This is a genomic window from Methylibium sp., from assembly GCF_035762065.1.
Classification (GTDB): Bacteria; Pseudomonadota; Gammaproteobacteria; order Burkholderiales; family Burkholderiaceae_C; genus Methylibium.
The window spans coordinates 1-4,764 of record NZ_DASTPW010000005.1 but is presented as its reverse complement, the minus strand read 5'-3'; the positions used below and the strand labels follow the sequence as shown (position 1 = coordinate 4,764).

The window sequence follows — 4,764 nt, the reverse complement described above, 5'->3', positions numbered from 1 at the left end:
CGCAGTGGGTCCCCATTCGATCCCTCGCGCAGGGACACCGTCGCCGCATCCTCGACCACCTGTTGGCGCTGCCGCCTACCGACCGCTACTTGCGGTTCGGCCATGCGGCTTCCGACGAGCAGATCGGCCGCTACGTCGAGTCGATCGACTTCGAACAAGACGAGGTGTTTGGCATCTTCAACCGCTCGCTTCGCTTGATCGCGCTTGGCCATCTTGCCTTCGGCCGCCCTGCCCAAGTACCGCAACGACCGGCGATGGTCGAGTTCGGCGTATCCGTGCTGCCTCGTTCGCGCGGCCGCGGCTTTGGCACGCGACTTTTCGAGCACGCGATGGTGCGTGCGCGCAACCGCCACACCGACACCTTCTTCATTCACGCGCTCAGTGAGAACGCCGCCATGTTGAAGATCGCCCGTCACGCCGGTGCCACCGTCGAACGCGACGGCGCCGATGCGTGCGCCTGGTTGAGCCTGCCGCCGGACACGCTGGCCAGCCAGGCCGAGCAGGTGCTCGAACGGCGCGCCGGCGAGTTCGACTACCAGTTCAAGCGCCAGGCCCGTCGCCTGCGGGGCTGGGCCGGCATCGTCGGCGACATCCGCCGGCAGATGCGCCGCAGCACCGGCATGCATGCGATCCGTCGCGAGGAGTGACGAGCCATGCCGGGTGAGTCTGCGCGGCCGGGCGCTTGATCGCCAGGCCGCGCCGATTCCCGGGGGTGTCGGGTCGCAGACCCGCCGCTACCATCGCGCCGCGTGAAGCGCTGGCCGAGGTGGTTGCGCGCGATGGAGGCGGTGGATGTCGGTCGCGCTGTGGTTGTTGTTTGCGTCGGCCCTGGGCACGCTGGGCGGCTGGGCCGGCTGGCGCGCCGGGCAGCGCCGAACCGCCCACCCGCTGCCGGACGTCTGGGACCTCGACTCGCGCCCGGTGCTCAACGCCGACGAGCGCCAGGCGATGCGTCACCTGCGCGAGGCGCTGCCGCACAACACCGTCCTTGCCAAGCTCCCGCTGGTGCGCCTGTGCCAGCCCCGCTCGGTCGAGCGCCAGCAGTTCTGGTTCGAGTTGCTCGGCAACCTTCACGTGAGCTTTGCGATCTGCAGCGCGAACGCCCGCGTGCTCGCGGTGATCGATCTCGAGCCGCCGCGCGGCATGTCGAGCCGGGCGATGCGGATCAAGCAGTCGGTGCTCGGCGCCTGCCGCATCCGCTACGTGCATTGCAAGGCGAGCCAGCTGCCGCCGCGCAGCGATCTGGAGCTGCTCCTGCGCCCGCAAGGGCAGACGACGGTGCGCGTTGCGCCGCTGTCGGCGGTGCCGCCGCGCGCTGCCGCGCCCGACCCCCATTTCCAGCAGGCGCGCAGCCAGTTGAGCGACACCGTTCGCACCCGCCGCGCCGGCCGGTCGCTCCCGGCCGACTCGATGTTCGCGCAGGACTCGTTCTTCGCGCCGTCGAGCCAGCTCGACCTGGCCGCCAACAGCGACTTCCCGCCGTCGGCCGCCGAGGCGGAGGCGCCGATCGCCCGACGCTGAAGTCGCCGCGAAGCGCCATGCGAGCATCGGCGCATGGACGAGCCCCACAGCGACCGGCCCTACGACGACCTCACGCCGCACGCGGTGCTCGACGCGCTGGCTGATGTCGGCCTGCACGGTGACGGCCGCTTGCTCCAGCTCAATTCCTACGAGAACCGCGTGTTCCAGGTCGGCCTGGACGACGGCCGCTTCGTCGTGGCGAAGTTCTACCGGCCCGGCCGCTGGAGCGACGCGCAGATCGTCGAGGAGCACGCCTTCGCGCTCGAACTGGCTGCCGCCGAAGTGCCAGCCGTGGCGCCGCAGGTGATCGAGCCGCAGGCCGCGGGCGTGCGCTGCCTCGGCGAGCCGCCGACGCTCGCGATGCACGACGCCGGCACGCTGCGCTACGCCGTCTGGCCGCGCCGCGCCGGTCGCGCACCCGAGCTCGACGACCCCGACACGCTGACCTGGATCGGCCGCTTCCTTGGGCGCTGGCACGTCGTGGGCCGGCGGCGCCGCTTCGAGCATCGCCGTGCGATCGACGCGCAACAGCTCGGCCACGCGCCGCGCCGCTGGCTGCTCAAGCACGACGCGATCACGCCGAGCGAGCGCGCGCGCTGGGCTGCCGTGTCGCAGCGCGCACTCGATCTCGTCGATGCCGCCTTCGAGCGCGCCGGGCCGCTCGCCACATTGCGCCTGCACGGTGACTGCCACCCCGGCAATCTGCTGTGGACGGCCGACGGCCCGCACTTCGTCGATCTCGACGACGCGGGCATGGGCCCCGCGGTGCAGGACTTCTGGATGCTGCTGGCCGGCGACGACGAAAGCGCACGCCGCCAACTCGCCTGCCTGCTCGAGGGCTACGAGCAATTCATGGACTTCGACCGCGCCGAGCTTGCGCTGATCGAGCCGCTGCGCACGCTGCGGATGCTTCACCACAGCGCCTGGCTCGCGCAGCGCTGGAACGACCCGGCCTTCCCTGTTGCCTTCCCGTGGTTCGGCGGCTCGGCTGCATCGGCCTACTGGGCCGAGCAGATCGAGCTGCTGCGCTGGCAGGTGGTGGCGATGGGCGGCGACGTCGAGGAAGCCACCGCCGATCGGTGATTCAAACGAGCAGCCGGTTCACCCGCTGCACGTAGGCGGCCGGGTCCTCCAGCTGCCCGCCTTCGGCCAGCACCGCCTGATCGAACAGCACCTGCGCCAGATCGTCGAAGCGCTCGCTCGCGTCGAGCCGCTGGACGAGCGCATGCCCGGGGTTCACTTCGAGGATGGGCTGGCTGGCCGGCGCGGTTTGCCCGGCCTGCTTCAACAGCCGCGCGAGGTGGCCGCTCATGTCGCCTTCCTCGACCACCAGACAGGCCGGCGAATCGACGAGCCGCGTGGTGACGCGCACGTCCTTCGCGCGATCCTTCAGTGCTGTCTTGAGCTTCTCGAGCACCGGCGCAAAGGTTTCGGCGGCAGCCTCGGCCTGCTTCTTCTCTTCGTCGTCCTGCAGCTTGCCGAGGTCGACCGCGCCCTTCGCGACGCTCTGCAGCGGCTTGCCCTCGAACTCGTAGAAGTGGGCGAGCATCCATTCGTCGACGCGGTCCGAAAGCAGCAGCACCTCGATGCCCTTCTTGCGGAATAGCTCCAGCTGCGGGCTGTGGCGCGCGGCGGCCAGCGTGTCGGCGGTCACGTAGTAGATGGCCTCCTGGCCTTCCTTCATCCGCCCGACGTAATCGGCCAGCGAAACCGAGGCCTCGGCGCCTTCGGCGTGCGTCGACGAGAAGCGCAGCAGCTTGGCGAGCCGCTCCTGGTTCGCGTGGTCCTCGCCGACGCCTTCCTTTAGCACCGCGCCGAACTCGCTCCAGAAGCTCGCGTACTTGTCCTTGTCGTTGGTCGCCAGCTCTTCGAGCATCGACAAGACCCGCTTCGTCGAGCCCTCGCGGATCGCCTTCACGTCGCGGCTTTCCTGAAGCAGCTCGCGGCTCACGTTCAGCGGCAGGTCGCTCGAGTCGATCACGCCCTTCACGAAGCGCAGGTAGCTCGGCATCAGCGCCTGCGCGTCGTCCATGATGAAGACGCGCTTGACGTAAAGCTTCACGCCGCCCTTGCGCTCGCGGTTCCACAGGTCGTGCGGCGCCTTCGCCGGCAGGTAGAGCAGCTGGATGTATTCGCTGCGGCCTTCGACGCGGTTGTGCGTGTAGGCCAGCGGCGGCTGGCTGTCGAAGCTGATCTGCTCGTAGAAGCTCTTGTACTCCGCGTCGGTGATCTCGCTCTTGCTGCGCGCCCACAGCGCCGCAGCCTTGTTGACCGTCTCCCACTCGTCTTTGGTCACGTACTCGCTCTTCTCGGCGTCCCAGACCTGCTCGCGCATCAGGATCGGCAGCGAGATGTGGTCCGAGTACTTCGAGATCGTCGACTTCAGCTTCCATTGCGAGAGCCACTCGTCCTCGCCTTCGCGCAGGTGCAGCGTCACCGCGGTGCCCCGCTCGGGCCGCGTGATCGTCTCGACCTCGAAGTCGCCGGTGCCCGCGCTGGACCAGCGCACGCCCTCTTCCGCCTTGGCGCCCGCGCGGCGGGTCTCGACGCTGATGCGGTCGGCCACGATGTAGCCGCTGTAGAAGCCGACCCCGAACTGTCCGATCAGCTGCGCGTCCTTCGCCTGCTCGCCGGAAAGCTTGCCCATGAACTCGCGCGTGCCGCTCTTGGCGATCGTGCCGAGGTTGGCGATCGCCTCGGCCTCGCTCATGCCGATGCCGTTGTCGGTGATCGTGATCGTGCGGGCTTCCTTGTCGAAGCTGACCCGCACCCTCAGCTCCGGGGCGTCTTCGTACAAGCTCGCGTCGTTCAGCGCCTCGAAGCGCAGCTTGTCGCAGGCGTCCGAGGCGTTGGAGACCAGCTCCCGCAGGAAGATCTCCCGGTTGGAATACAGGGAATGGGTGACCAGGTGCAGCAGCTGCGCGACCTCGGCCTGGAAGGAGAGGGTCTGTTTCTGGCTCATGGCGTGTTGTGGGGAAGCAGCGTCCACGACGTAGGTACGCCGTGAAGAATCTCAAGGCCGGTGATGCTACTGCACCCTTGCGTGAACTATTCGACGGTTCCCGTCGAGTTCCTCGCTTCACCTGCGCTTTTCATGCGCAACGCTTGGTTACAGTGCAGTCCTATGAGGATCGAGCTGCCTTCCGCTTCCTGGACCGAGACGCTGCTGCGTGCCGAGGAAGATGCGCATACGCTGACCGTGGCCGACATGCTAGCCAGCGACCCGTTCACGGTCGCGCGGCT

At 68.6% G+C, this 4,764-nt stretch carries 5 protein-coding genes; 4 read left to right on the top strand and 1 reads right to left on the bottom strand.

What is annotated here, in order from left to right:
- The 3 genes from VFR90_RS02635 to VFR90_RS02625 form a co-directional block, all read left to right on the top strand.
- A partial coding sequence (locus VFR90_RS02635) for a GNAT family N-acetyltransferase (RefSeq protein WP_326404435.1) occupies positions 1–647 on the top strand: 647 nt, incomplete at its 5' end.
- 145 nt (positions 648–792) lie between these two features.
- Positions 793–1,521: a DUF2726 domain-containing protein gene (locus VFR90_RS02630; protein WP_326404433.1), complete on the top strand. Its 729-nt coding sequence runs from the start codon at positions 793–795 to the stop codon at positions 1,519–1,521.
- 33 nt (positions 1,522–1,554) lie between these two features.
- Positions 1,555–2,604 carry a serine/threonine protein kinase gene (locus VFR90_RS02625; protein WP_326404431.1) on the top strand — a complete coding sequence of 350 codons (1,050 nt, stop codon included), beginning with the start codon at positions 1,555–1,557 and terminating at the stop codon, positions 2,602–2,604.
- A 1-nt stretch (position 2,605) separates the two neighbouring features.
- On the opposite strand, the gene htpG is transcribed toward VFR90_RS02625, so the two are convergent.
- Positions 2,606–4,483 carry a molecular chaperone HtpG gene (gene htpG, locus VFR90_RS02620; protein WP_326404430.1) on the bottom strand — a complete coding sequence of 626 codons (1,878 nt, stop codon included), beginning with the start codon at positions 4,481–4,483 and terminating at the stop codon, positions 2,606–2,608.
- A gap of 81 nt (positions 4,484–4,564) precedes the next feature.
- Between htpG and VFR90_RS02615 the strand changes: the two genes are divergently transcribed.
- The coding region (locus VFR90_RS02615; RefSeq protein ID WP_326404429.1) for a hypothetical protein at positions 4,565–4,764 on the top strand (200 nt) is incomplete at its 3' end.